A 23,617-nucleotide genomic window follows, 5' to 3' on the forward strand; every position below is an offset into this window, starting at 1 on the left:
TCGGCCGTCATCCCGGCAGAGCGGCAGCGAGAGCCGGGATCGTCCTCAGGAACAAGCGCTCTTTCTTGCGCTAGATCCCGGATCGGCCGGAAGGCCGTCCGAGATGATGGCTCAAGCCCGCCCCCGCGCGCTCGCCTCGGCCGTCACGCGGCCGAGCCAGTTGATGAGCTCGGTCCGCCTGACCTTGGGATCGAGCACCGAGGGCGCGACGCCGAGGCGCCAGGCGACGTCCTTGCGGCCGGGATCTTCGTCGAGCGCGACGAGGTCGGCGACATATTTGCCCGCCTCCTCCGGCGCGCGGAAAAAGCCTTCCTCGACCATGATCGGCGTGATGCGGGTGAGGATGCCGCCGAGTTCGGCGAAAGTGTATTCCGGGTGGAACTGGACGCCCCAGAACACGCCCTTGCCGTGCCGGATCTCGGCCGCCTGAACCGCGCAGAGCTCGTTGGTCGCCGTCACGGTCGCGCCTTCGGGGAGCACGGAGACCTCGTCGGAATGGATCGCCGGGGCGTCGAACACCTCGCGTCGGCCCTGGTGCAGCCCCGCCGCCCGCCCGGCCTCGGTCACGCGGATCGACCGGGCGATGCCGACCTCGCGGCCTTGAGGGTTGCGCGTCACCGCGCCGCCGGCCGCCGCCGCCGCCACCTGCAGGCCCCAGCACGAGCCGAAGATCGGCACGCCCGCGTCGAACACGGCTCGGGCGAAATCGACCTGCGCCAAGGAGGAGCGCTCGCCCTTCCAGAGGTTGAGCCCGGAGCCCGTGATCGCCACGCCGTCATAGCCTTCGAGCCCCGCCGCGTCAGGCAGGACCGCGCCCTCGTCGGCCGGGAAGCAGATCTCGGTTTCGATCTCAGCGCCGAGGTCTTTTCCGAGGGTCGTGAGGATATCGGCGTAGAACGCGCTTGGCGTGCGGCCGGACTGCGCGGCGTGCCGCTCGCGAAGCTCGACCGTGCCGCCTTCGGCGACGAGGATGCGTAGGGGCCGTGTCATGAACGCTCGCGCAGGTGGAAGCTCTTCGGCCGGGTCAGCTGGTGGAAGCCGATCTCGGAAAGCGAGGCCCCGCGGCCGGTGTCTTTCACCCCTGTCCAGGCGAGTGCAGGGTCGAGATAGTCGCAGCGGTTCATGAAGACGGTGCCGGTCTCGACGAGGTCGCCGATCGCCTCGGCCGCCTCGATGTCCGCGGTCCAGATCGAGGCGGTGAGTCCATAGGCGCTGTCGTTCATCAGCCGGATGGCCTCCTCGTCATCCCTGACCTTCATGATCCCGACGACCGGCCCAAAACTCTCCTCCACCATGACCCGCATGGAATGATCGACGCCGGTCAGCACCTGCGGGCCGAGATAGGCCGTGCCGGCCTTGTCCGCCGGAAAGGACGCGGGATCGAGATGCGCGGTCGCGCCGCGCTCCAAGGCGTCGGCGATATGGGCGCGCACGGTGGCGGCGAAGCGCACATGCGCCATGGGCCCGAGCGTCGTGGTCTCGTCGAGCGGGTTGCCCAGCACGTATTTTGACGCTGCCTCCACCGCACCCGCGACGAAGCGGTCGTAGTGGCTTTCGTGGACGTAAACGCGCTCGATGCCGCAGCAGCACTGGCCCGAATTGTAGAAGGCGCCGTCGACGAGATTTTCGACCGCGAAGTCTAGGTCGGCGTCGGCGCGAACATAGGCCGGGTCCTTGCCCCCGAGCTCCAGCCCCATCGAGGTGAACGTCCCGCCCGCCGCGCGCTCCACCGTCCTTCCGCCCGCGACCGAGCCCGTGAAGTTGATGTGGTCGAAGCGACCGGCGGAGATCAGCTGGCCGGCCTGGTCGTGGTCCATCACCACGTTCCGAAACAGGCCCTTCGGCAGGTCGACCTTGTCCATCGCCTCCTGGAACCGCTCGCCGGCGAGGATCGTCTGCGCGGCATGCTTGAGGATCACGGCATTGCCCGCGAGCAGCGCGGGGACGATCGTGTTGACCGCGGTAAGGTAGGGGTAGTTCCACGGCGCGATGACCAGCACGAGGCCGAGCGGATCGCGCTTGATCATGCGCCGGAAGCCGGGCTTTGGCTGGGGCGTGACCGGGCTGAGCGAAGCCTCCGCCGTCGCGATGCAGTGGCGGACGCGCTCCTCCACGGGGCGCATCTCGCCGCCATAGCGCACCGGGCGGCCCATCTGCAGCGCAAGCTCCGGCACGATCTGCTGGTTGAGGCCGAGCAGCGCGTTCATGAATTCGAGCATCTTGGCCGAGCGGACGCTGAGCGGAACCCGCGTCCATTCGGCCTGCGCCGCCCGCGCGTCGGCGATCGCCTGTTCGAGCTGCTCCATCGGCCAGCTCGAGCGGCGCGCGAATTCCTGTCCGTCGATGGGCGAGATGCAGATCTGGTCGGTCACGGCCCTCTCCTTCGACGACGCGCCAATGCAGGCCCAAGCCTTCGTACGCGCGTCAGATGCTTTATATGAAGGGCGTGGAGGAGACGCCATGAGCACGGAAGCAAAGTCCGAAATCGGCGAAGCCCCGGAGAGGGTGGTCGCGACGACGCGCGCGCTGGAGCTGATCGCGACGCTGACCGCGGAGAACGGGGAGATCCTGTTCCACCAGTCCGGCGGCTGCTGCGACGGGTCGAGCCCGATGTGTTTCGCGCGGACCGACTACATCGTCGGCGACGACGACGTGAAGCTCGGCGAGGTCGGCGGCGCGCCGTTCTACATGAGCCCGTCGCAGTTCGAATACTGGCGTCACACGCACCTTACGCTCGACGTCGTGTCCGGCCGCGGCGGCATGTTCAGCCTGGAGAACGGCCGCGAGGTGCGCTTTCATATCCGTTCTCGCCTGTTCACCGAGGCGGAGACGCGAGCGCTCGACGCTGCGGCGGCCTAACCGCCAGCGACGAAAAGCTTCAACAGGTGATGGGCGATCGCGGCCGGCGGCGGCGCGAAGGCGCCCGCCTCGTGGCGGCCTTCGAGCATCGCCGCGACCTCCTCGCGGGAGAACCAGCGCGCCTCCTCGAGCTCGACCTCGTCGATCGTCAGCCGGTCGTCGAACGCCTCGGCGGTGACGCCGATCATCAGCTGCGCCGGGAACGGCCATGGCTGGGAGAAGGCGTATCCGACCGCGCCCAGCCTGACCCCCGCCTCCTCGAAGATCTCGCGACGCGCGGCCTCCTCCAGAGTCTCGCCGGGCTCGATAAAGCCGGCGAGGCACGACCACATGCCGGGCCTGAAGCGCGGCTGGCGGCCGAGCAGGCAGCGCCCCTCATGCGTCACCAGCATGATCACGACCGGGTCGACGCGGGGAAAATGATGCGTTCCGCAAGCAGGGCACTCCCGCCGCCACCCGCCGGAGGCGAACTCGGTCCGCGACCCGCAATTCGAGCAGAAGCCATGGCGCGCGTGCCAGGACAGCAGGCTTTTCGCGCAGCCCGCGAGCGCCAGCGCTTCTCCGGTGAGCCGCCCGTCGGTCGCGAGCGCGCGAAGATCGTCGGCGTGAGGGGGCGTGACAGAGAGGGTCGCCGCGAACACCGGGCCTTCCAGCGAGCGTCCGAGGAAGATGGCCGGCGTCTCGGCGCCCATCGCATCGGCCTCGTCGGCCGAAAACAGCAGCCCACCCTCTTCCCGCAGCGCGACGTCGTCGCCGAAGAACAGAGCGTAGCGTCGTGCGACGTCGGCCTCCTGCGCCGCGATGAAGCCGGGGTCGCCGCGCGCATCGCCGCAGCGATCGAGGGCGAGGCCGGCATAGCCTAGATCGGGCGGAGTGGTCGGATCGGACATCGATCACGGTTTGCCATGCGCCGGCGCCTCTTGCACCCATCCCCCTCCGCAGGCCATATAGCCGCCGGGAGGTTGGCGATGGGCGTGTTCCTCGCCAACCGGGTCAGGTCCGAAAGGAAGCAGCCCCAACGAGACCGATACGGGTCGTCGTCCGACCTCCCACCCATCCCTTCATTCGCGGCGAGGCGGAGCGGCCGATGAGCGCGACCCCCTACCGCGTTCTCGCCCGAAAGTACCGGCCGCAGCGCTTCGAGGACCTCATCGGCCAGGAGCCGATGGTCCGGACGCTGCGGAACTCGTTCTCCTCAGGGCGGATCGCGCAGGCCTGGATCCTCACGGGCGTGCGCGGCGTCGGCAAGACCACCACCGCCCGCATCCTCGCCCGCGCGCTGAACTACGAGCGCGAGGACGGAACGGGCGCGCCGACGGTCGACCTTACCGAACTCGGCGTGCACTGCCAGGCCATCATGGAATCGCGCCATGTCGACGTGATCGAGATGGACGCAGCGTCGCACACCGGCGTCGCGGACGTCCGCGCGATCCTCGAGACCGTGCACTACGCGCCGGTCATGGCGCGCTACAAGGTCTTCATCATCGACGAAGTCCACATGCTCTCGACGAGCGCGTTCAACGCGTTCCTGAAGACGCTTGAGGAGCCGCCGCCGCATGTGAAGTTCGTGTTCGCGACGACCGAGATCCGCAAGGTCCCGGTCACGGTACTGTCGCGCTGCCAGTCGTTTTCGCTGCGCCGCGTCGCGGCCGACGAGATGACGGCGCATCTGGCCAAGATCGCGAAGGCCGAAGAGGTCGAGATCGACGACGAGGCGCTCGCCGTCGTCGCGCGCGCATCCGAGGGCTCGGTGCGCGACGCGCTCTCGCTGCTCGACCAGGCGATCGCCCATGGCGAAGGCCGCGTGGAAGCCTCCGCCGTGCGCGGCATGCTGGGTCTTGCCGACCGCATCGGCGTGCTCGACCTGTTCGACGCCGTGATGCGCGGCGACGCCGCGGGCGCGATCGAGATCTTCCGCTCGGCCCACCAATCCGGCGCCGACCCCGCCTCCGTGCTCGCGGATCTCGCCGAGGCGGTCCATCTCGTCACGCGGATCAAGCTCGCGCCGCAGGCCGCCGAGGACCCGGCGCTCACCGAGAGCGAGCGTGTCCGCGGCGCGGAGTTCGCCGGGCGGCTGTCGATGCGCGCCCTGTCGCGCGCCTGGCAGATGCTGCTGAAGGCGATCGCCGAGACGCAGGCCGCGCCGAAGCCGGCGCAGGCCGCCGACATGGCGCTGGTCCGGCTCGCCTACGCCAGCGACCTGCCGACCCCGGACGAGCTCGTCCGCAAGCTTTCCGACGGCTCGTCCCCGTCGCCTCCGCGCCCTCCAGCCCTGAACGGCCCGTCCGGCGGCCCGAGCCCGGCCCAGGCGATGGCGCCGGCGCGCCCCAGCCCCGCGATCGCCCACGCCCGCGATTTCGCCGCAGCCCCCGAAGCGGCGCAGGCCCCGCCGCGGGCGGAGGCGCAGCCGCATATCCGCCTGCAGCGTTTCGAGGACGTCGCGGCGATGGCGGCGAAGCACCGCGACATCCTGATGAGCCGGGCGCTCGAGCGGCAGGTCCGCGTGGTGCGCTTCGAGGACGGCCAGCTCGAGTTCCAGCCGACGCCGGACGCCTCTCCGGGGCTCGCCGCCGAGATCGCGAAGAAGCTTCAGGAATGGACCGGCCAGCGCTGGATGGTCGCGGTCGCGAGCGGCGAAGGCGCGCCGACGCTGCACGAGACGCGCGAGGCCGAGGCCGCGGCGACGATGGCGGGGGTCCGAGCGCACCCGTCCGTTCGCGCCATCCTCGACAAGGCCCCCGGTGCGGTGATCGTCGACGTCCGCCCGCGCGCCCAGGTCTCGGAGGAGCCGGAGCTTGACGCTGCGGCGGGCGACGCCCTACCTCCGGCCGAAGACGACGACGATTTCTGACACTTCCGGAAGGACTGCGATGCGCGACATCATGGGCATGATGGCGAAAGCCAAGGAGCTCCAGCAGAAGATGCAGGACGCTCAGGCGGAGCTCGAGCAGGTGATCGTCGAGGGCGCGTCGGGCGGCGGCGCGGTCAAGGTCACGCTCTCCGCCAAGGGCGAGCTTCGCGCCCTGAAGATCGACCCTTCGCTGCTGAAGCCGGAAGACGCAGAGATCGTCGAGGACCTCATCGTCGCGGCCCATGCCGACGCAAAGGCCAAGGCCGAGGCCGCCATGCAGGAGAAGATGCAGGGCGTCACCGCGGGATTGCCGATCCCTCCGGGGATGAAGCTGTTTTGAATTCCAGTCCTCATCCCGGCCGAGCGTAAGCGGGAGCCGGGATCGTCTTCAGGAAAAGGCTCCTTTCTGCGCACGATCCCGCTCGGCGCTACGCGCCGTCCGGGATGACGGTTCTGCCCCGCCGCAATTCTGCGGCCGGGATGACGCTTTGTGACATCCCATGTCCCGCAACCCCGCCGGCCCCGAGATCGAACGCCTAATCCAGCTTCTCGCGAAGCTGCCGGGCCTGGGCCCGCGTTCGGCGCGGCGCGCGGCGCTGCATCTTCTGACCCGCAAGGACCGGCTGCTGGAGCCGCTGTCGGACGCGATGCGGATCGCCTGCGAGCGGGTCGTGGTGTGCGAGACCTGCGCCAACGTCGACACCCAGGACCCCTGCTCCGTGTGCCGCGATCCCCGCCGGGACGCATCCACCATCGTCGTCGTGGAGGACGTCTCGGACCTCTGGGCGCTGGAGCGCTCGGGGGCGGTCAACGCGCGCTACCACGTGCTCGGGGGCACGCTCTCAGCGCTCGACGGCCGCGGGCCGGAGGACCTCAACCTCGGCACCCTTGCGACACGCGCCGCCGCGCCGGAGGTGAAGGAGGTCATCGTCGCGGTCAACGCAACCGTCGAGGGCCAGACCACGGCGCATTACGTCACCGACCTCCTCGGCGATTCGGACGTGAAGGTGACGCGCCTCGCGCATGGCGTGCCGGTGGGCGGGGAGCTCGACTATCTCGACGACGGCACGCTCGCCGCCGCGATCCGCAGCCGCACCGCATTCTGAGGCGTTCGTGACCACAATCGGCCCTGACGCGCCGGAGCAGGCGAGCGGCGTGCCCGACTCGCCGCTCGCCTTCCGCCACCGCAACTTCGTGCTGTTCTGGACGGCGCGGGTCTGCTCGACCTTCGCGGTGCAGATCGTGTCGGTCGCGGTCGGCTGGCAGGTCTACGACATGACGCGCGACCCGTGGGATCTGGGCCTCGTCGGCCTCGCCCAGTTCCTGCCGGCGTTTGCGCTCGTGCTGATCACGGGTCCGGCCGCAGACCGTTTCCCCCGCCGGCTCATTATGGCGGTCTGCTGCGCGACCGAGGCGATCGGCGCGCTCGCCCTGGTCGCGCTTGCGCTGTCCGGGGAGCGCTCGACAGCGCCGATCTTCGCGGTGCTCGTCCTGTTCGGCGTGGCGCGCGCCTTCTTCGGCGCGGCGAGCTCGGCGATCGTACCGAGCACCGTGCCGCCGGCCGCGCTGTCGAACGCGGTGACCTGGGCGTCCTCCGCTTGGCAGTTCGCCTCGATCGTCGGGCCGGTCGCCGGCGGCCTGCTCTACGGCCTTGGCCCCGCAGTCGCCTACGGCACGGCCGCCGCGATGCTTGGCGTGGCGACCGTGCTCGCGCTGCTCATCCGCGTCGTCCAGCTCCGGCGGGCGATGGAGGCGAGCTGGTCGACGCTCGTCGCGGGCTTCGCTTACGTCTTCAAGGAGAAGATCGTGCTCGGCGCGATCACGCTCGACCTGTTCGCCGTGCTGCTCGGCGGCGCGGTCGGGTTGATGCCGGCGGTCGCGCGCGACGTGCTGGACGTCGGCCCGTGGGGTCTCGGCCTGCTGCGCGCAGCGCCCGGAATCGGCGCGATCCTCACCGCCTTCGCGCTCTCCGCATTCCCGGTGCGCGATCATGCGGGGCGGATCATGTTCGCCTGCGTCGGCTTGTTCGGGCTCGCAAGCGCGGTCTTCGGTCTGTCGACCTCGGTCGCGCTGTCGATCGGCGCGCTGATGGTGATGGGCGCCGCCGATATGGTGAGCGTCACCATCCGCGAGACCCTGCTGCAGCTCTGGACGCCGGACGAGGTCCGCGGCCGGGTCAACGCCGTGAACATGATGTTCGTCGGCGCGTCGAACGAACTCGGCGAGTTCCGGGCAGGCGCGATGGCCGCCGCGATCGGCGTGATGCCGGCGATCGTGGTCGGCGGCCTTGGGGCGACCGCCGTCTCCGCGCTGTGGGCGTGGTGGTTTCCCGGCCTCAGGACCGCGCGGTCGCTGGAGCGGCGCGAGGGCTGACCCGCCGCTGCTCGCTGACGGTGAACCAGCCGACCCCCGCGAGCACCAGCGCCGCCCCCACGAAGTCGACCGCCGTCACGCGTTCGCCGAGGAACAGCGCCGCGAGGACGAGCGTCGCGATCGGGCTGACCGTGCCGATCGCCGCGTTCGCCTGCGCGGAGATGCGATGGAGCGCCGCCGACAGCAGGAAGCTTGGCAGCACCGTGCCCACGATCGCGAGCAGGATCGCGAGCATCCAGACGCGTTCCGACAGCTGGCCGAGCGAGCCGACGTCCCGCGTCAGCGCGAACTGCAGCAGCGCGCCGAAGGCCGCGGCCGACATGGCGAGGCAGGTGAACAGCTTTGGGCCGATCGCGGCGATCCGGCCTTTCGCAAGCAGTTGGTAGAGCGCGAAAGCGACCGCCGAGGCGAGCACAAGCATTGTCCCAGCGCTTGTCGCTTCGAGCCCTGCGGCCCGCATGTCCTTCGAGAACACGAGCGCCAATCCGCAATAAGCGACCGCAAAGGCGCCGAGCGCCTTCAGGCGGAAGGGCTGGCGAAAAAAGGCCGCGCCGAGCAGAACGGTGAACAGCGGATAGGTGAACAGGATCAGCCGCTCGAACGGGGCGGAGATGTAGACCAGCCCGAGGAAGTCCGCGTAGCTCGCGAACCAGTAGCCGAGCAGGCCGATGGCGAGCGAGGCGGCGACCATGCGCCCGTCGAGCGCCGCCGGCCGGCCTTCGCGCCAGACGCTCAGGAGACCGATCGCGACATAGATCGGGACCGAAAGGCCCATGCGCAGAGCGAGCAGAGTCTCGGCGTCAACGCCCTCGGCATAGGCGAACTTGATGATGATCCCCTTGCTTGAGAAGAAGATCGCGCCGAGCGCCGCGAGGGCGTAGCCGGAGAGCGGCGCGGGCATGCGCGCGGCGGCGACGTCAGGGACGACGTCCGGATCTGCGGCGGGGGGCATGTCACTCATGTCCGCGGCCTAGCACGCGGCGGCTTGCGCAGTCATTTGCGGACCGCGCATGCCCCTCCACCGTTTATGCCGACTATCCCGACGCCGCGCGCGCCCGCGGATGAAACGCCTGGTGGATCGCCGCGAGCCGCGCCGCGTCGACCTCGGTGTAGATCTGCGTGGTCGAGAGGCTGGCGTGGCCGAGCAGTTCCTGGATGGTTCGGAGATCGCCGCCGCGCGACAGCAGATGCGTCGCGAAGGAGTGGCGAAGCGCATGCGGGGTCGCGCTGTCAGGCAGGCCAAGCCCGCCGCGCATGCGGGCGACCGCCGCCTGGACGATCCGCGGATTGAGCGGCCCGCCTTTGGCGCCGACGAATAGCGGCCCGCTATCCTTCAGCGCGTAGGGACACTGCTGGAGATAATCCGCGACCGCCGCTTGCACGGCCGGAATCGCCGGCAGCTGGCGGCGCTTGCCGCCCTTGCCGGTGACCTCGATCAGATCGACGCCGGGAACCGGCGCTTCGGCGCGGGTCAGCGACAGCGCTTCCGAAATGCGCAGGCCGCAGCCGTAGAGCAATGCGAGCACCGCGGCGTCGCGCGCCAGCACCCAGGCCTCGCGCTCCTCTCCGTCGCGCGTCTCGACGTCGAGCAGGCGCTTGGCGGCGGGCGCGGCGATCGGCTTGGGCAGGCTGCGCGGGATCTTGGGCGAGCGCACGGCGGCGAAGGCCGAAGCCTCTCCGCGGCCGGTGCGGGCGAGACGGCGCGCGAACGAGCGCATGGCGGCGAGCCCGCGCATCAGCGAGCGGCTGACGAGCCCGTCGGCGCGACGGAAGGCCAGGAAGGCGCGCACATCGCGTGGCGTGAGGCCCGCAAGATCGGCGAGCGAGGCCGGCTTGCCGAGATGGTTCTGGAGAAAGGCGAGGAAGATGCGGACGTCGCGCGCGTAAGATTCGACGGTGTTCGGCGACAGGCGGCGCTCATGAGCCAGCCCGCTCAGCCAGTCGCGATAGGCGGCTTCGACGTCGGCTTCCGCCGGCAGCAGGACGATCGATCGGTCGCTCATGGGCAAAGCCTGCGGCGCCACGCTTAACCGCTTCTCAACCGCCAACACGAAAAAGGCCCCGCCAACGCGGCGGGGCCTCTTCATGCAATGCTGTCGACCGATCGATTACTCGACGACTTCGACGACCTTGCGGTCCGACGAGACGATGTAGCGGCGATCGTTGACGACGGTGTAGCTGTAGTCGCTGTCCGGCACCGAATAGACCTGGACGGTCTCGGGCAGGCGCTCGCCGACGACGACGTCGCCGCTATAGGTAACGGACGGACGGCTGCGGTCCTCGACGACATAGGTGCGGACCTTCTTGGGCGGCGCGACGGCCGTGCCGATCACGGCGCCGGCTACGCCGCCGACCGCGGCGCCGACAGGACCGCCGACGACAGCGCCGGTGACCGCGCCGCCGGCGGCGCCGCTAACGGTGCCTTCCTGCGCAAAGGCGGCGGTCGGAACGGCGAGCGTCACGACGAGCGCGAGTGCTGTGGCGGTGTTGCGCATGGTGTGTGTCTCTCTCTTATATGCCCCGCCAAACAACGCGGCACTCCCCCAAGGGTTCCTCCAGTCGAGCGGGGCGCATTCATGAAATGGTTAAGCGTTGTGTTGCGTCGCAACTATGAATGGGCGTTCACGCTTCAGAAAAGGTGCTATGGAACCTTGCAGGCTCGCTCCGGTTCTGTGGGCTGGCGTGGATGGAAGGAACGCACGAGATGAAGCCGCTCTTGGCGCTCATGGCGCTGCTCACGCTCTCGGCATGCGCCGCCGATCCCGCAAGATTAGCCGAGATGGACCGTGAGAAATGCCGGAGCTACGGCATGAAGCCCGGCACCGAGACGTTCGCGAACTGCCGCATGACGCTCGATGTGGAGCGTCGCCGAGAGAACCGCCGCGCGCTCGACGACGCCTATTTCGCAAGCCGCATCGGACCCTACGGCCCGTATGGTCCCTATCTCTACTGATCGACGCCGGGCCACGAGACCGTCAGTCCGCAGCGGTCGAGCCAGCGCGCGACATCCGCGGGCGGCTCCTGGTCGGTCACGAGTTCGTTGATCTCGGCCGGATCGCAGATGGTGACCGGCGCACGGCGGCCGAGCTTGCTGTGATCCGCCACGATCAGCCGGCTCGCCGAACCCTCGATCATCGCGCGCGCGATCCGGGCTTCGTCGAGATCGAAATCGGCGAAGTGCCCGTCGGGATCCGCGCCCGCGACCGACAGGATGGCGACATCCGCCTGGAACCGTCGGATGAAGGCCGCCGCCTCCTGCCCGACCGCCGCGGCGAGATCCGCCCGCAGTTCGCCGCCCGCCATGTAGACGCAATTGTCGTTGCGGCCGACGAGATGGCGCGCGATTTCGAGCGAATTGGTCACCACGGTTAGCCGGCGCCGGATGGCGAGGGCCTGCGCGACGTAAGCGGTGGTCGAGCCGGTGTCGATCATCAGCGACTGGCCGTCGCGCACCTTGGACGCGACGAGGGCGGCGATCGCGCGCTTGGCCTGGGCGTTGGCGCGCATGCGGCGTCGGAACGGCGCCTCGACCGCGGCCTCCGCGAGACCGACTGCGCCATGCCGTCGGATAAGCAGGCCTTCTTCCACGAGCCCCTTCAGGTTTCGGCGGATTGTCTCGTCCGAGACGCCGAGCCTGCGGGCAAGCTCGGCGACGCGCGTGACGTCCTCGTCGCGGACGAGGTCCATGATCGCCTGCTGGCGGCGAGTCTGGTCCACCATGAGGCTGGCCCCGCTGCTCTTCTGGGCAGAATGTGAGGTTGGGACACGGCGAACAAGCCGAATCCCACACCTGATGTGGTTTTCTTCTGAGGAACTTGGTTTTCCTGCGAGTTGGCGCCGGAGGTGCATTGCAGTTCGGGGCCCTCGCGCGAGGGCGACCCGATCCGGGAGACAAGCCATGCTTCGTACTGTGACGCGCATGCTAGCGACGGGCGCTGTCGCCCTCGCATTGGGCACCGGCGCCGCGACCGCCGCGCCGGAATCGAAGGACCCGATCAAGATCACGCTGAACGACTGGACCGGGGAGCTCATCAGCGCCCACCTGATCGGCGGCATTCTGCAGAAGGCCGGCTACAACGTCGAATACGCGCCGGCCGACATGCTGGCGCAGTTCACCGGCGTCGGATCTGGCGACCTCCACGTCGTGATCGAGGTCTGGGCGACCACCGCGGGCGAGGCCATGGACGCCGCGGTCGCGACGGGCAAGGTCGAGAACCTCGGCCCGAGCGGTCTCGAGGCTCGCGAAGACTGGTGGTATCCCGAATACATGAAGGAGAAGTGCCCCGGTCTGCCGGACTGGAAGGCGCTGAAGGACTGCGCCGAGGCGTTCTCCACGCCCGAGACCGCGCCGAAGGGCCGCTATCTCTCCGGCCCCGTGACCTGGGGCGGCTGGGACGAGGAGCGGGTTCAGGCGCTCGACCTTCCCTTCGAAGTCGTGCGCGCCGGCACGGACGCCGCGATGTTCGCCGAGCTGAAGAGCGCTTACGAGCGCAAGGCGCCGATCCTGCTGTGGATCTACGTGCCGCACTGGGCGCCCATCAAGTATAAGGGCGAGTTCGTCGAATTCCCGAAGTACACGAAGGAGTGCTACGACGATCCGGCCTGGGGCATCAACAAAGACGCGAAGTACGACTGCGCCAAGCCGACGGGCCCGATCTACAAGGCCGCCTGGGCCGGCATGAAGGATAAGTGGCCGGGCGCCTACGCGATCCTCAAGGACTACAAGATGGACAACGCGACGATCGGCGCGCTCGCCGCTCGCGTCGACATCGACGGCGAGAAAGTCGAGGACGTCGCGGCCGACTGGATCGCGAAGAACGACGCGACCTGGAAGAGCTGGGGCAAGAAGTAAGCGGCGCGTTCGCGAAGGCTCCGCCGGCGGCGCATCGCCGGCGGAGCTCGCTAATCCCCGAACTCCACGCGGAAGACGAATGGCCCATCCGATCCTCGCCGCCCGGGGCGTCGCCAAGCTCTATGGCGCGAACGCCGCGCGCTTCGTGCGCGACGGGCGCTTTTCCGGAACGAGCGAAGAGCTCGCCCAGGCCGGCGTGACCGCCGCGGTCCGCGACGTCGACATCACGATCGAGCGCGGCGAGACCTTCGTCATCATGGGCCTCTCCGGCTCCGGCAAATCCACCTTGGTGCGGTGCCTTGCGGCGCTCACGCCGCCGAGCGCGGGCGAAATCCTGTTCGAGGACAAGGACCTCAACAGGATGGCCGAGGGCGACCTCATCCAGATCCGCCGCCACCAGATGGGCATGGTGTTCCAGCACTTCGCGCTGCTGCCGCACCTCACCGTGCTCGGCAACGTCGCCTTCCCCCTCGACGTGCAGGGCATGAAGAAGCCCGAGCGCGAGGCCAAGGCGCTCGAGATGATAAAACTCGTTGGGCTGTCGGGACGGGAAAGCCGCTTCCCGCGCGAGCTGTCCGGCGGCCAGCAGCAGCGCGTCGGCATCGCCCGTTCGCTCGCGGTCGGGCCGGACCTCTGGTTCCTCGACGAGCCGTTCTCCGCGCTCGACCCGCTGATCCGTCGGGAGATGCAGGACGAGGTGCTGCGGCTGCAGGACATGCTGAAGAAGACGATCGTCTTCATCACCCACGATTTCGACGAGGCGGTGAGGATCGCCGACCGGATCGCGATCATGAAGGATGGACGGATCGAGCAGATCGGCTCCGCCGAAGAGCTCGTTCTCAGACCCGCGACCGACTACGTCCGCGCCTTCACGCGCGACGCGCCGCGCGCCAAGATCCTGACCGCCCGCTCCATCATGAGCCCGCCGGACCCCGCCGCCGACTATGCGGGCGTGGTCGGCGCCTCCGCGCGGATCGCGGCGTTCGCGCGGAAGATCGAGGAGGCGGAGAAGCCCTTCGCCGTGGTCGACGAGGGGGAGGTGGTCGGCAAGGTCGATCGCCGCGCCGTGATCGACGTGCTGATCGGCCGCGAAAGCGCGGACCAGGCGGCATGAGCCTCGCCGAAGCGCGACCCGCCTCGCCGGCGGTTTTTTCGCGGATCGCGCCGGGCCGGCTGATGTGGATCGCCGTGCTGATCGCGACGATCGTCCTCGTCATGCTGCCCGCGAACGCGCTGCCGGCCTGGGCGTGGAAGTATCCGCTCGCCTGGCAGGTCCCGTTCGGGAGCTGGATCTCTGCCTTCATGAAGTGGCTGATGGAGAGCGCGAGCTTCGGGTTCTTCACGGTCCACGACTTCACCCGCGCGATCGCCTGGACCCTCGACCTCCCGCTCCAGTTCGCGAAATCGGTGTTCGCGACCGGCTTCATCCAGGGTCAGGGGTCGGACGCCGTCGTGATCCTGCCTGCGATCCCTTGGTTCGCGATGATCGTTCTCAGCGTGGCCGCGGGCTACGCGGTCGGCGGCCTCGCGCTCGGACTCCAGATGGGGTTCGGCCTCGCCTATCTCGCGGTCTTCGGCCAGTGGGACAGCGCGATGGTCACGCTCGCCTCCGTGCTGGTCGCGAGCCTTTTTGGCGCAGCGGGCGGGCTTCTCGTGGGCCTCGCCTGCGTGCGCTGGCGCTGGCTGGAGCGGATCGTCTCGCCGCTGCTAGACGTCGCCCAGACCATGCCGGTCTTCGCCTATCTGCTGCCGATGCTCATCCTGTTCGGCTTCGGCCCGGTCTCGGCGATGGTCGCGACCGTGATCTACGCCCTGCCGCCGATGGTGCGCGTGACGATCGTCGCGATCCGCGCGGTGCCGGAGGAGATCCGCTCCCTTGGACTGATGACGGGCTGCACGCGGCGGCAGATCACGTGGAAGATGCTGGTGCCGAGCGCGCTGCCCGCGCTGATGGTGGGCGTCAACCAGGTCATCATGCTCTCGCTCAACGTCGTGATCATCGCCTCCATGATCGGCGCCGGCGGCCTCGGATGGGACGTGCTGACGGCGCTGCGCTCGCTCAACATCGGCAAGGGTCTGGAGGCCGGCCTCGCCATCACCGTGCTCGCGGTGCTGCTCGACCGTTTCGCGCAAGCCCTCGCCGTCCGTTCGGGGGCGGCGGTTCAGGGTCAGTCGACAGGGCGGCGAAACATCCTGATCGGCGGCCTCGGCCTTGGCCTGGCGCTGTGGGCCGCGGCCGCGATCAGCCAGCCTCTGGCGGTCTATCCCGAGGCTTGGAAGCTCTCGACCGGCGCGTTCTTCAGCGACATCGTGAGCTGGATCAACGTCAACTTCTTCTCGACGCTGGAGGCGATCCGCACCGGCGTCCTGCTCAACGTGCTCATCCCTGTCAAGCGCTTCATGCTGGCGCTGCCCTGGCCATGGGTCGTCGCGGTGATCGCGCTCGCCGGCTATCGGCTCGGGGGCTGGCGCCTCGCGCTCACCGTCGGCCTGATGGCGCTGTTCCCGGTCGTCGTGGGCTTGTGGCCGACGACGATGATCACGGTCTATCTGACCGTGGTGTCGGTCGTCCTCTCGGCGCTGATCGGCATCCCAATCGGCATCGCCTCGGCGCAGCGCCCGAAGCTTTGGCGCGTGGTTGAGGCCGTGGTCGACACGCTGCAGACGCTGCCCTCGTTCGTCTATCTCATCCCGATCGTCATGCTGTTCCGGGTCGGCGACTTCACGGCGCTGATCGCGATCGTGCTCTACGCCGTCGCGCCGGCGATCCGCTACACCGCCCACGGCGTCGCGCGCGTCTCGCCGCATCTCGTCGAAGCCGGCGCGATGAACGGCTGCACGCGCGGGCAAATCCTCAAGCGCATCCGCCTGCCGCTGGCGCTGCCCGAAATCCTGCTCGGCGTGAACCAGACGATCATGCTCGCGCTGTCGATGCTGGTGATCACCGCGCTGGTCGGCACGCGCGACCTCGGCCAGGAGACCTACTCCGCGCTCGCCAAGGCCGATGTCGGCCGCGGCCTCGTGGCTGGACTGTGCGTCGCCTTCATCGGCATGGTCGCCGACCGCCTGATCTCCGCCGCCGCCGGCCGCATGAGGGCGCGGATGGGGGTCGAGGCGTGACCATCGACCCGGTGGCGCGGGTCTGCGGGCTCGCCTTCTGGAAGGGACCAGTCGACCCGGAGCCGCTGACCGGCGGGATCACCAACCGCAACTTCCTGGTCCGCGACCAGGGCCGCAAATATGTCGTGCGGCTCGGCGAAGACATCCCGCTTCACAATGTCATGCGCTTCAACGAGCGGGCGGCGGCGATGGCGGCGGAAGCGGCGGGCGTCTCGCCCGCGCTCCGCCACTTCGAGCCGGGCGTGATCGTCATCGACCACATCGAAGGCCGTACCTTCGGTGAGGCCGACGTGCGGGCCGAACTGCCGCGGGTCGCCGAACTCATCCGCCGCACGCACCGCGATCTCGGAAAACACCTCAAAGGTCCGGCGCTCGCCTTCTGGACGTTCCACGTGTTGCGGAACTACGGCCACACCCTGCGCGACGGCGGGCACCGGATGGTCAGCGACTTGCCCCGGCTGGAGGCGATCGCCGACCGCATCGAGGCCTTCGTCGGGCCAACCGAGGTGGTGTTCGCGCACAACGATCTGTTGCCCGGCAATTTCATCGACGACGGCGAGAAGCTCTGGCTGATCGACTGGGATTACGCCGGCTTCAACACCCCATTATTCGATCTTGGTGGCGTGGCCTCGAACAACGGTTTCAGCCCGGACGAGACCGACCAACTGGTCGCAATCTATTACCGCCGCGCGCCCGACGACGCCTTACGCGCGCGGGTGCAGGCGATGCTCGTCGCTTCGCTGCTGCGCGAGGCGCTGTGGAGCATGGTCTCAGAACTGCATTCCCCGCTCGATTTCGACTACCGCGCCTACACCGCGGAAAACCTCAGCCGCTTTGAGCGGGCGCTTCTACGCTTCGATGAGATGACGCAATGACCGAGCTTCCCTCGTCCGCCAAGGTCGTCGTGATCGGCGGCGGCATCGTCGGCTGCTCGACCGCCTATCATCTCGGCAAGATGGGCTGGACGGACGTCCTGCTGCTCGAGCGCGACAAGCTGACCTCCGGCTCGACATGGCATGCGGCCGGCCTCGTTGGGCAGCTCCGCACCAGCGCCAACATCACGCAGCTGCTGGGTGAGAGCGTGAAGCTCTACAAGGAGCTGGAAGCGGAGACCGGGCTCGCCACCGGCTGGAAGATGAACGGCGGCCTGCGCCTCGCCTGCACGCCCGATCGCTGGATCGAGGTGAAGCGGCAGGCGACGACGGCGCGCTCCTTCGGGCTGGAGATGCAGCTGCTGACGCCGAAGGAGGCGCAAGGCCTCTGGCCTCTGATGACCATCGACGACGTCATCGGGGCGGCCTTCCTGCCGACCGACGGGCAGGCCAACCCCTCCGACATCGCGCAGGCGCTGGCCAAAGGCGCCCGCCAGAACGGCGTGACGATCCGCGAGGAGGTCGCGGTCCAGGACATCGAGGTCGAGAACGGCAGGGTCCGCGCCGTCGTCACCAATCTCGGCCGCGTGGAGTGCGAGAAGCTGGTGATCTGCGCCGGCCTCTGGTCGCGCGAGCTCGCGAAGATGGCGGGCGTGAACGTGCCGCTCGCCCCCGTGCAGCACCAGTACATCGTCACCGAGCAGATCGAGGGCGTCACCCGCGGCCTGCCGACGCTGCGCGATCCCGACCGGCTCACCTATTACAAGGAGGAGGTCGGCGGCCTCGTCGTCGGCGGCTACGAGCCGAACCCGATCGCCTGGGGCACGGCCGACAGGCTGCCGAAGGACTTCGCCTTCCAATTGCTCGAAGAAAACTGGGACCATTTCACGCCGACGCTGGAGCTGACGCTCGGTCGGGTTCCCGCCCTCGAGACCGCCGGCATAAAACAACTCATCAATGGGCCGGAGAGCTTCACCCCGGACGGCAACTTCATCCTCGGCGAGGCGCCAGAAGTGCGCGGCATCTTCCTCGGCTGCGGGTTCAACGCCTTCGGCATCGCGGCCGGCGGCGGCGCCGGGATGGCGCTCGCGGAATGGGTCGCGAAAGGCGAGCCGCCTTACGATCTCTGGCCAGTCGACATCCGCCGCTTCGGCGCGAACCATCACGACACCGGCTGGGTCCGCGAACGCACGCTCGAGGCCTACGCCAAGCACTACACCATGGCCTGGCCTTCGGAGGAGCATGAGAGCGGTCGTCCGCTCCGCCGCTCACCGCTGTATGACCGGCTGAAATCACGCGGCGCCGTGTTCGGCGAGAAGCTCGGCTGGGAGCGGCCGAACTGGTTCGCCGGCGAAGGCGACGAGCCGCACGACGTCTACTCCTTCACGAAGCCGAACTGGATCGCGGCAGTCGCGCGCGAGCACAAGGCCTGCCGCGAGCGGGGGGCGCTGTTCGACCAGACCTCATTCGCCAAGTTCCTGATGGTGGGCAAGGATTCCGAGCGCGCGCTGCAATGGATCTGCGCGAACGATGTGGCCAAGCCCGTCGGCTCGCTCACCTACACGCAGATGCTGAACGAGCGCGGCGGCATCGAATGCGACCTCACCGTCGTGCGGATCGCCGAAGACCAATTCACCATCATCACCGGCACCGGTTTCGCGACGCACGATTTCGACTGGATCTCCCGCGCCATCCCGGCGGACTGCGACGCCCATCTCGTCGACGTCACCTCGTCGCGCGCCGTGCTTTCGCTGTTCGGCCCCAAGGCGCGCGACGTGCTGGCGGCGGTCACCTCGGCAGATCTAAGCAACGACGCCTTCCCCTTTGGGACGGCGCAGACCATCGGCGTCGCCGGCGCGCCGACCCTCGCGCTTCGCGTCACCTATGTCGGCGAGCTCGGCTGGGAGCTGCATGTGCCGACGGAGTTCGCAGCCACCGTCTTTGACGCGCTGATGGCCGCCGGCGAGCCGCACGGGATCGCGCCGGCCGGCTATCGCGCGATCGAGACGCTTCGGCTCGAGAAAAGCTACCGCGCCTGGGGAGCGGAGATCGGCCCCGATCACACGCCCCAGATGGCGGGTCTCGGCTGGGCGGTGAAGCTCAAGTCCAACACGCCCTTCCTCGGCCGCGAGGCGCTTGTCGAGAAGGCGGCGAAGCCGCTGCCCCGGCTGCTTACCGGCTTCACGGTGGACGATCCGGGGATCGTGCTGCTCGGCCGCGAGACCATCATCCGCGACGGCAAGCGGGTCGGCTGGCTCGCGAGCGGCGGCTTCGGCCACACCGTCGGCAAGCCGATCGGCTACGGCTATGTCCGTGATCCCGACGGCGTCGACGCAGCCTATGTGATGTCCGGAAGCTATGAGCTCGACGTCGCCGGCGAGATCATCCCGGCGACGCCGTTCCTCAAAGCCCTTTACGATCCAACGATGGCGCGCATCAAGGCGTGAGGCTCATGCCGCCGTGTAGCCGTTGTCGACGAAGAGTTGCGCGCCGTTGACGAAGCTCGCTTCGTCGCTCGCGAGGAACAGCGCCGCTTTCGCCACCTCCTCCGGCTCGCCGATGCGGCCCTGCTGAACGGCAAGCGCGGCGTCCGAGCAATCGACGCCATAGCGGATGAGGTCATCGACCTCGCGCAGGCCATGGGGCGTGCGGATGAAGCCGGGGCAGACCGCGTTGCAGCGGATGTTCCGCTCGCGGAACTCGACAGCGATCGCGCGGGCGAACATGTGGCACGCGCCCTTGGTGGTGTCGTAAAGCACCTCCATCGGCGTGCCTGCGACCGCCGAGATCGAAGACGTGCAGACGATCGAGCCGCCGCCCGCGGCGATCATCTGCGGCAGCACCGCCTTCGTCATCAGGAACATCGAGCGCACATTGACGGCGTGCAGCCAGTCCCACTCCTCGACGGTGGTCTCAAGGAAGGGTTTCACCACCAGCGTGCCTGCGTGATTGAACAGCACCGTCACCGGGCCAAAGGCGGCGTTGGCGCCTTCGACCGCGCGGGCGACCGCCGCTTCGTCGGAAACGTCCGCGACGAAAGCCTGAGCGATTCCGCCCTCGCTGCGAATGAGGGCTGCGGTCTCCTCGGCCGCGGTGCCGTTGACGTCGACGATCGCGACATTCGCGCCCTCGGCCGCGAACAGCCGGCTCGACGCTCCGCCCATCCCCGTCGCGCCGCCGGAGACGATCGCGACCTTGCCTGCAAGTCTTCCGGCCATCGGAGCCCCCAAAACCAAAGAAGGGACGCGCCATGCTGGCGCGTCCCTTCTGGTTTAGGGAAAACAGCGGCCGAGAGGAACGGAGCCTCTCGTCACAGCCTCAAATCAAGCGACTTCGACTTCGGCCTTGCGGCTGTCGCGCTTGCGGGCGTTCGGGTCGAGCAGGCGCTTGCGCAGGCGGATCGACTTCGGGGTCACCTCGACCAGTTCGTCGTCCTGGATCCACGCCAAGGATCGCTCCAGCGTCATGCGGATCGGCGGCGTCAGGCGGACTGCCTCGTCCTTGGACTGGGTGCGGATGTTGGTGAGCTTCTTGCCCTTGAGGACGTTGACCTCGAGGTCGTTGTCGCGGCTGTGGATGCCGATCAGCATACCCTGATAGACCTTCCAGCCCGGCTCGATGATCATCGGGCCGCGGTCCTCGAGGTTCCACAGCGCATAGGCCACCGCCTCGCCCGGTTCGTTCGCGATCAGCACGCCGTTGTTGCGGCCGGCGATCTCGCCCTTGTAGGGGCCATAGGCGTGGAACAGGCGGTTCATGATCGCCGTGCCCTTGGTGTCCGTCAGCAGCTCGCCCTGATAGCCGATCAGGCCACGGGTCGGAGCGTGGAACAACAGGCGGAGGCGGTTGCCGCCCGAGGGACGCATCTCCAGCATGTCGGCCTTGCGCTCCGACATCTTCTGCACGACGACGCCGGAATGCTCCTCGTCGACGTCGATCACCACCTCTTCGATCGGCTCGACGATGTCGCCGGTCTCGGGGTCGCGCTGCAGCACGACGCGCGGACGCGAGACGCCGAGCTCGAAGCCTTCGCGACGCATCTGCTCGATCAGGATCGCGAGCTGGAGTTCGCCGCGGCCGGAGACGATGAAGCTGTCCTTGTCGGCGGCCTCCTCGACCTTCAACGCGACGTTGCCCTCGGCCTCCTTGAGCAGGCGGTCGCGGATGACGCGGCTGGTGACCTTGTCGCCTTCGGTGCCGGCGAGTGGGCTGTCGTTGACGAGGAAGCTCATCGAGACGGTCGGCGGGTCGATCGGCTGCGCCTGAATCGGCTCGGTGACCTGCGGATCGCAGAACGTATCGGCGACCGAGGCCTTCACGAGGCCCGCGATCGACACGATGTCGCCGGCCTCGCCGACCTCGATCGGCTGCCGCTCGATGCCGCGGAAGGCGAGGATCTTGGAGACGCGGCCGTTCTCGACGACCTGGCCGTCGCGCGACAGCACCTTGACGGTCTGGTTCGGCCTGACGGTGCCGGAGATGATGCGGCCGGTGATGATGCGGCCGAGGAACTGGTTCGCCTCGAGCAGCGTGCCCAGCATCCGGAAGGGACCCTCTTCGGTCTTCGCTTCCGGGACATGCTTGAGGACGAGCTCGAACAGCGGGGCGAGGCCCTGATCCTTCGGGCCTTCCGGCGTTGCGGCGAGCCAGCCGTCGCGGCCGGAGCCGTAGAGGATCGGGAAGTCGAGCTGCTCGTCGGTGGCGTCGAGCGCCGCGAACAGGTCGAACACCTCGTTGATGACTTCGGAGGCGCGAGCGTCCGGCCGATCGACCTTGTTGACGGCGACGATCGGCTTGAGGCCGATCTTCAGCGCCTTGGAGACCACGAACTTGGTCTGCGGCATCGGGCCTTCGGCGGCGTCCACGAGCACGATCACGCCGTCGACCATCGAGAGGATGCGCTCGACCTCGCCGCCGAAATCGGCGTGGCCCGGCGTGTCGACGATGTTGATGCGGGTGTCCTTCCACACGATCGACGTGGCCTTCGCCAGGATCGTGATCCCGCGCTCCTTCTCGAGGTCGTTCGAGTCCATCACGCGCTCGGCGACGCGCTGGTTGTCACGGAACGAGCCGGACTGGGAGAGCATCTTGTCGACGAGCGTGGTCTTGCCGTGGTCGACGTGCGCGATGATCGCGATATTGTGGAGCTTCATAGGGTCTCGCTTCAGAACCGCGCGCGCGGCTCCGCCTGTCGCTTAAATCTCTCGTGTGCGGCGCACACATGCGCGAAAAGCGCTCGAAACGCAAGGGCGCGCGGGTTGCCGCCCGCGCGCCCTTCCGAAGTTCTTCGCCAGAGCGATGAGCGTCAGCCGTTCCGGCGTCTGCGCGCCCCGAGCGTTCTGAGCCGGAGCGCGTTCAGCTTGATGAAGCCGGCGGCGTCACGGTGGTCGTAGGCGACCGCGCCGTCCTCGAAGGTCACGAGCTCCTGGTCGTAGAGCGAGTTCGGGCTCTCGCGCCCGACGACGATCACGTTGCCCTTGTAGAGCTTCAGCCGCACGCGGCCGGAGACCTCGCTCTGCGAAAAGTCGATCGCAGCCTGCAGCATCTCGCGCTCCGGCGCGAACCAGAAGCCGTTGTAGATGAGCTCCGCGTAGCGCGGCATCAGCTCGTCCTTGAGGTGCGCTGCACCGCGGTCGAGGGTGATGGATTCGATTGCGCGGTGCGCTGCGAGCAGAATCGTGCCGCCGGGCGTCTCGTACACGCCGCGCGACTTCATGCCGACGAAGCGGTTCTCGACGAGGTCGAGGCGGCCGATGCCGTTGGCGCGGCCGAGTTCGTTGAGCCTGGTCAGGATCGTGGCCGGCGACATCGCCTCGCCGTCGATCGCGACCGCGTCGCCCTTTTCGAAGTCGATCGACATCAGCGTCGGCGTATCGGGCGCGTCCTCCGGCGCGATGGTGCGCATGTGGACGTCTTCCGGCGCCGCCAGGCTCGGATCCTCGAGCACTTTCCCTTCCGAGGAGGAGTGCAACAGGTTGGCGTCGACCGAGAACGGCGCCTCGCCGCGCTTGTCCTTCGAGATCGGGATCTGGTGCATCTCGGCGAATTCGATGAGCTTTGTGCGCGAGGTCAGGTCCCACTCGCGCCATGGCGCGATGACGGTGACGTCGGGCTCGAGCGCGTAATAAGCGAGTTCGAAGCGGACCTGGTCGTTGCCCTTGCCGGTCGCGCCGTGACACACGGCGTCAGCGCCGGTCGCGCGAAGAATCTCGATCTGGCGCTTGGCGATCAGCGGCCGGGCGATCGAGGTGCCGAGCAGGTATTGGCCCTCATAGACCGCGTTCGCGCGGAACATCGGGAAGACGAAGTCGCGGACGAACTCCTCGCGCAGGTCGTCGACGAAGATGTTGTCCGGCTTGACGCCCAGCAGCTCCGCCTTCTTGCGCGCGGGCTCCAGCTCCTCGCCCTGGCCGAGATCGGCGGTGAAGGTCACGACCTCGCAGCGGTAGGTCGTCTGCAGCCACTTCAGGATGACCGAGGTGTCGAGGCCGCCGGAATAGGCGAGCACGACCTTCTTGGGCGATTTCTGTTCGGTCATCTGGGGCTTTGTCCGGCGGTCTGAGAGGCGCGGCGCACTCTAGTCAGGCTTGGCCGAGGCGCAAGCCTCGGCGGCGTTGGAGGCTGCGGCGTTATCGGCCTTGGAAACGCCACCGGAGCGCGCAACAACTTATCCGTCATAACCTGAGGATT

21 protein-coding genes and 1 other RNA gene are annotated in these 23,617 nt (G+C 68.4%); 12 read left to right on the plus strand and 10 right to left on the minus strand.

The window, feature by feature from the left end; all coding sequences use genetic code 11:
- Nucleotides 1-111: 111 nt before the first annotated feature.
- On the minus strand, nt 112-990 hold the full coding sequence (locus EYR15_RS14570) for a type 1 glutamine amidotransferase (protein WP_131004300.1): 879 nt from the start codon (nt 988-990) through the stop codon (nt 112-114).
- Nucleotides 987-2,372 (minus strand): aldehyde dehydrogenase family protein, encoded by a 1,386-nt coding sequence (locus EYR15_RS14575; protein WP_131004301.1) that lies wholly within the window; start codon nt 2,370-2,372, stop codon nt 987-989. The genes EYR15_RS14570 and EYR15_RS14575 overlap by 4 nt, the downstream gene beginning before the upstream one ends.
- Before the next feature lie 88 nt (nt 2,373-2,460).
- Between EYR15_RS14575 and EYR15_RS14580 the strand changes: the two genes are divergently transcribed.
- Entirely contained in the window at nt 2,461-2,859 is a 399-nt protein-coding gene (locus EYR15_RS14580) for a DUF779 domain-containing protein (protein WP_131004302.1), read from the plus strand.
- Here EYR15_RS14580 and nudC read toward each other — a convergent pair.
- Nucleotides 2,856-3,749: an NAD(+) diphosphatase gene (gene nudC / locus EYR15_RS14585; RefSeq protein WP_131004303.1), complete on the minus strand. Its 894-nt coding sequence runs from the start codon at nt 3,747-3,749 to the stop codon at nt 2,856-2,858. The two genes, EYR15_RS14580 and nudC, sit on opposite strands and share 4 nt — an antisense overlap.
- Before the next feature lie 66 nt (nt 3,750-3,815).
- On the opposite strand from nudC, the gene ffs reads away from it, so the two are divergent.
- The 5 genes from ffs (at nt 3,816) to EYR15_RS14610 (ending at nt 8,083) form a co-directional block, all read left to right on the plus strand.
- An RNA gene (ffs, locus tag EYR15_RS14590) (signal recognition particle sRNA small type) lies at nt 3,816-3,913 on the plus strand.
- 33 nt (nt 3,914-3,946) lie between these two features.
- Nucleotides 3,947-5,710: a DNA polymerase III subunit gamma/tau gene (locus tag EYR15_RS14595; protein WP_131004304.1), complete on the plus strand. Its 1,764-nt coding sequence runs from the start codon at nt 3,947-3,949 to the stop codon at nt 5,708-5,710.
- A 19-nt stretch (nt 5,711-5,729) separates the two neighbouring features.
- Nucleotides 5,730-6,050: a YbaB/EbfC family nucleoid-associated protein gene (locus EYR15_RS14600; RefSeq protein ID WP_131004305.1), complete on the plus strand. Its 321-nt coding sequence runs from the start codon at nt 5,730-5,732 to the stop codon at nt 6,048-6,050.
- Nucleotides 6,051-6,210: 160 nt separating this feature from the next.
- On the plus strand, nt 6,211-6,816 hold the full coding sequence (recR, locus tag EYR15_RS14605; RefSeq protein ID WP_131004306.1) for a recombination mediator RecR: 606 nt from the start codon (nt 6,211-6,213) through the stop codon (nt 6,814-6,816).
- A 7-nt stretch (nt 6,817-6,823) separates the two neighbouring features.
- Nucleotides 6,824-8,083, plus strand: a complete 1,260-nt coding sequence (locus EYR15_RS14610) for an MFS transporter (protein WP_131004307.1) — start codon at nt 6,824-6,826, stop codon at nt 8,081-8,083.
- Here the strand turns inward: EYR15_RS14610 and EYR15_RS14615 are convergent.
- The 3 genes from EYR15_RS14615 to EYR15_RS14625 form a co-directional block, all read right to left on the minus strand.
- Nucleotides 8,046-9,035 carry a DMT family transporter gene (locus EYR15_RS14615; RefSeq protein WP_131004308.1) on the minus strand — a complete coding sequence of 330 codons (990 nt, stop codon included), beginning with the start codon at nt 9,033-9,035 and terminating at the stop codon, nt 8,046-8,048. The genes EYR15_RS14610 and EYR15_RS14615 overlap by 38 nt on opposite strands.
- Nucleotides 9,036-9,117: 82 nt before the next feature.
- Entirely contained in the window at nt 9,118-10,086 is a 969-nt protein-coding gene (locus EYR15_RS14620; protein ID WP_131004309.1) for a tyrosine recombinase XerC, read from the minus strand.
- 105 nt (nt 10,087-10,191) lie between these two features.
- Nucleotides 10,192-10,578 (minus strand): DUF1236 domain-containing protein, encoded by a 387-nt coding sequence (locus tag EYR15_RS14625; RefSeq protein WP_131004310.1) that lies wholly within the window; start codon nt 10,576-10,578, stop codon nt 10,192-10,194.
- Nucleotides 10,579-10,787: 209 nt separating this feature from the next.
- Between EYR15_RS14625 and EYR15_RS14630 the strand changes: the two genes are divergently transcribed.
- Nucleotides 10,788-11,036, plus strand: a complete 249-nt coding sequence (locus EYR15_RS14630; RefSeq protein WP_131004311.1) for a hypothetical protein — start codon at nt 10,788-10,790, stop codon at nt 11,034-11,036.
- Here the strand turns inward: EYR15_RS14630 and EYR15_RS14635 are convergent.
- Entirely contained in the window at nt 11,030-11,803 is a 774-nt protein-coding gene (locus EYR15_RS14635; RefSeq protein ID WP_131004312.1) for a DeoR/GlpR family DNA-binding transcription regulator, read from the minus strand. The two genes, EYR15_RS14630 and EYR15_RS14635, sit on opposite strands and share 7 nt — an antisense overlap.
- Before the next feature lie 178 nt (nt 11,804-11,981).
- Between EYR15_RS14635 and EYR15_RS14640 the strand changes: the two genes are divergently transcribed.
- From EYR15_RS14640 to EYR15_RS14660, 5 genes are all read left to right on the plus strand, one after another.
- A complete protein-coding gene (locus tag EYR15_RS14640; RefSeq protein ID WP_131004313.1) occupies nt 11,982-12,935 on the plus strand; it encodes an ABC transporter substrate-binding protein in 954 nt (317 codons plus the stop codon).
- A 79-nt stretch (nt 12,936-13,014) separates the two neighbouring features.
- Nucleotides 13,015-14,049, plus strand: a complete 1,035-nt coding sequence (locus EYR15_RS14645; RefSeq protein WP_131004314.1) for a quaternary amine ABC transporter ATP-binding protein — start codon at nt 13,015-13,017, stop codon at nt 14,047-14,049.
- A complete protein-coding gene (locus EYR15_RS14650; protein ID WP_131004315.1) occupies nt 14,046-16,055 on the plus strand; it encodes an ABC transporter permease in 2,010 nt (669 codons plus the stop codon). The genes EYR15_RS14645 and EYR15_RS14650 overlap by 4 nt, the downstream gene beginning before the upstream one ends.
- The gene (locus tag EYR15_RS14655) at nt 16,052-16,930 is read left to right on the plus strand and encodes a choline kinase family protein (protein WP_131004316.1); all 879 of its coding nucleotides are present in this window, start codon (nt 16,052-16,054) and stop codon (nt 16,928-16,930) included. The genes EYR15_RS14650 and EYR15_RS14655 overlap by 4 nt, the downstream gene beginning before the upstream one ends.
- Entirely contained in the window at nt 16,927-19,374 is a 2,448-nt protein-coding gene (locus EYR15_RS14660; protein ID WP_131004317.1) for a GcvT family protein, read from the plus strand. The genes EYR15_RS14655 and EYR15_RS14660 overlap by 4 nt, the downstream gene beginning before the upstream one ends.
- Nucleotides 19,375-19,377: 3 nt before the next feature.
- Here the strand turns inward: EYR15_RS14660 and EYR15_RS14665 are convergent, their stop codons facing one another.
- From EYR15_RS14665 to EYR15_RS14675, 3 genes are all read right to left on the minus strand, one after another.
- Nucleotides 19,378-20,145, minus strand: a complete 768-nt coding sequence (locus EYR15_RS14665; protein WP_131004318.1) for an SDR family NAD(P)-dependent oxidoreductase — start codon at nt 20,143-20,145, stop codon at nt 19,378-19,380.
- Between the two features lie 105 nt (nt 20,146-20,250).
- A complete protein-coding gene (gene typA, locus EYR15_RS14670; protein WP_131004319.1) occupies nt 20,251-22,080 on the minus strand; it encodes a translational GTPase TypA in 1,830 nt (609 codons plus the stop codon).
- A gap of 152 nt (nt 22,081-22,232) precedes the next feature.
- On the minus strand, nt 22,233-23,465 hold the full coding sequence (locus EYR15_RS14675; RefSeq protein ID WP_131004320.1) for an argininosuccinate synthase: 1,233 nt from the start codon (nt 23,463-23,465) through the stop codon (nt 22,233-22,235).
- Nucleotides 23,466-23,617: the final 152 nt, after the last annotated feature.

Source organism: Hansschlegelia quercus (genome assembly GCF_004310425.1).
Lineage (GTDB): Bacteria > Pseudomonadota > Alphaproteobacteria > Rhizobiales > Methylopilaceae > Methylopila > Methylopila quercus.

What these genes read in the sequence shown, in the direction of transcription:
- EYR15_RS14570 (WP_131004300.1), bottom strand. Translation starts at nt 990, where the DNA reads ATGACACGGCCCCTACGCATCCTCGTCGCCGAAGGCGGCACGGTCGAG.
- EYR15_RS14580 (WP_131004302.1), top strand. Translation starts at nt 2,461, where the DNA reads ATGAGCACGGAAGCAAAGTCCGAAATCGGCGAAGCCCCGGAGAGGGTG.
- nudC (WP_131004303.1), bottom strand. Translation starts at nt 3,749, where the DNA reads ATGTCCGATCCGACCACTCCGCCCGATCTAGGCTATGCCGGCCTCGCC.
- EYR15_RS14595 (WP_131004304.1), top strand. Translation starts at nt 3,947, where the DNA reads ATGAGCGCGACCCCCTACCGCGTTCTCGCCCGAAAGTACCGGCCGCAG.
- EYR15_RS14600 (WP_131004305.1), top strand. Translation starts at nt 5,730, where the DNA reads ATGCGCGACATCATGGGCATGATGGCGAAAGCCAAGGAGCTCCAGCAG.
- recR (WP_131004306.1), top strand. Translation starts at nt 6,211, where the DNA reads ATGTCCCGCAACCCCGCCGGCCCCGAGATCGAACGCCTAATCCAGCTT.
- EYR15_RS14615 (WP_131004308.1), bottom strand. Translation starts at nt 9,035, where the DNA reads ATGCCCCCCGCCGCAGATCCGGACGTCGTCCCTGACGTCGCCGCCGCG.
- EYR15_RS14620 (WP_131004309.1), bottom strand. Translation starts at nt 10,086, where the DNA reads ATGAGCGACCGATCGATCGTCCTGCTGCCGGCGGAAGCCGACGTCGAA.
- EYR15_RS14625 (WP_131004310.1), bottom strand. Translation starts at nt 10,578, where the DNA reads ATGCGCAACACCGCCACAGCACTCGCGCTCGTCGTGACGCTCGCCGTT.
- EYR15_RS14630 (WP_131004311.1), top strand. Translation starts at nt 10,788, where the DNA reads ATGAAGCCGCTCTTGGCGCTCATGGCGCTGCTCACGCTCTCGGCATGC.
- EYR15_RS14635 (WP_131004312.1), bottom strand. Translation starts at nt 11,803, where the DNA reads ATGGTGGACCAGACTCGCCGCCAGCAGGCGATCATGGACCTCGTCCGC.
- EYR15_RS14640 (WP_131004313.1), top strand. Translation starts at nt 11,982, where the DNA reads ATGCTTCGTACTGTGACGCGCATGCTAGCGACGGGCGCTGTCGCCCTC.
- EYR15_RS14645 (WP_131004314.1), top strand. Translation starts at nt 13,015, where the DNA reads ATGGCCCATCCGATCCTCGCCGCCCGGGGCGTCGCCAAGCTCTATGGC.
- EYR15_RS14650 (WP_131004315.1), top strand. Translation starts at nt 14,046, where the DNA reads ATGAGCCTCGCCGAAGCGCGACCCGCCTCGCCGGCGGTTTTTTCGCGG.
- EYR15_RS14660 (WP_131004317.1), top strand. Translation starts at nt 16,927, where the DNA reads ATGACCGAGCTTCCCTCGTCCGCCAAGGTCGTCGTGATCGGCGGCGGC.
- EYR15_RS14665 (WP_131004318.1), bottom strand. Translation starts at nt 20,145, where the DNA reads ATGGCCGGAAGACTTGCAGGCAAGGTCGCGATCGTCTCCGGCGGCGCG.
- typA (WP_131004319.1), bottom strand. Translation starts at nt 22,080, where the DNA reads ATGAAGCTCCACAATATCGCGATCATCGCGCACGTCGACCACGGCAAG.
- EYR15_RS14675 (WP_131004320.1), bottom strand. Translation starts at nt 23,465, where the DNA reads ATGACCGAACAGAAATCGCCCAAGAAGGTCGTGCTCGCCTATTCCGGC.